The sequence below is a fragment of the Nitriliruptor sp. genome, assembly GCF_040882075.1.
Classification (GTDB): domain Bacteria; phylum Actinomycetota; class Nitriliruptoria; order Nitriliruptorales; family Nitriliruptoraceae; genus Nitriliruptor.
Genome location: NZ_JBBEBZ010000047.1, coordinates 4,808 through 6,101, shown reverse-complemented (window position 1 = coordinate 6,101; position 1,294 = coordinate 4,808). Strand labels below are relative to the sequence as shown.

Sequence of the window (1,294 nt, the reverse complement as noted above, 5' to 3'; positions counted from 1 at the left end):
ATGCCTGGCTGTCGTTGCGCAGCGTCGCACCGACCAGCATCCCCGCACCACCGGCCACGAGGCAGAACAGCAGCACGACCACGGTCGTAGCCAGCGGATCGCCCCAGTTCACCCCGAACACCAGCGAGGTCACGATCACGATGTAGGCCGCCTGGAACACCGCTACCCCGATCCGGCCGGCGGCCATCCCCGGCAACACCACACCGGGAGGCGTCGAGGTCGACAGCATCCGCCGCGCGACGCCGTACTGGCGGGTCTGGATCAGCGCCGCCCCACCCGCCAGCGCGGTCAGGAAGGTGAAGAGGAACAGCTGGCTGGAGGCCCCGAGGTCGAACTGTCCGAGTCCGGCGAACTCCTGCTCGAGCCCGCCCTCGACGGCCAGCTCGGTCGCGGTGACATCGATCCCCGGGAGCTGCCCCGCCAGCGTGCCCGCCACCTCGCTGGTCTCCTCGAGCGGCCGACCCGTCGCGTCCGCTGCGGCCGACGCCGCGTCCGCGATCGCCGACCGGTCACCGATGACGTCCTGCACGACCGCCTGGAGCGATGCCGCGTTGCCGTCCTGACGACCGACGTAGGACACCTCGACCGGTCCTCCGCGGGCGACGGCCGGGTCTCCGACCACGCCGGTGCGAGCTCCCGCACCTCCGCTGCCGAAGCTCGCACCGATGAGGACCACCAGCAGCAGCGGGAAGATGAGCACGAAGAAGATGTTGCCCCGGTCGCGGAAGAGCCGCACCAGTTCGACCCGCGTGATCGCCCACCACCTCACCACGTCGCCGCTCTCCGGAGCCGCCACACGGCGGGGACGGCTGCGACCACCCCGAACAGCACGATCGCGCCGGCCGCCGGCAGGACGTCCACCCACCGTCCCGATGCGGTCTGGTCGGCGATGCCGCGCAGGAACCAGCCGTGCGGCGAAGCACCCGACGCGAGCTGCAGGAACCCCGAGTTCGCGGAGATCGGGACGAAGACCCCACCGAGCATCCCGAGGACGATGGCCACGATGGAATGGTAGTTGCCGGCCTGTTCGGCGGTCCTGGCCGTCGCGAGGTAGCTGGCCATGTCGAGCTGGCGGCGGGCTCGAGCAGCGACACGACCGTGAGCGATGGCCTCGACCTCGGCTGGCTGACCGGAGATCACCGCGTCGCTGAAGCCCGCGGGCAGGACCCACGCCGCATCGAGTTCGCCCTCGCGGAGCGCGGACTCGACCGCGGACCGGTCGTCGAACGATGCCAGGCTGAGGATGCCGGAGTCGGTCACGGCGGGCAGGACCTGGTCGGAGAAGCTCGCGGCG

The 1,294-nt window shown here is 71.3% G+C and carries 1 protein-coding gene and 1 pseudogene; both read right to left on the bottom strand.

Annotated elements, in window-relative coordinates; genetic code table 11:
* The coding region (locus WEB03_RS02475) for an ABC transporter permease (RefSeq protein WP_368069387.1) at positions 1–769 on the bottom strand (769 nt) is incomplete at its 3' end.
* A pseudogene (locus WEB03_RS02470) lies at positions 766–1,294 on the bottom strand (hypothetical protein); the annotation flags it as partial. The pseudogene WEB03_RS02470 and the gene WEB03_RS02475, both read right to left, overlap by 4 nt.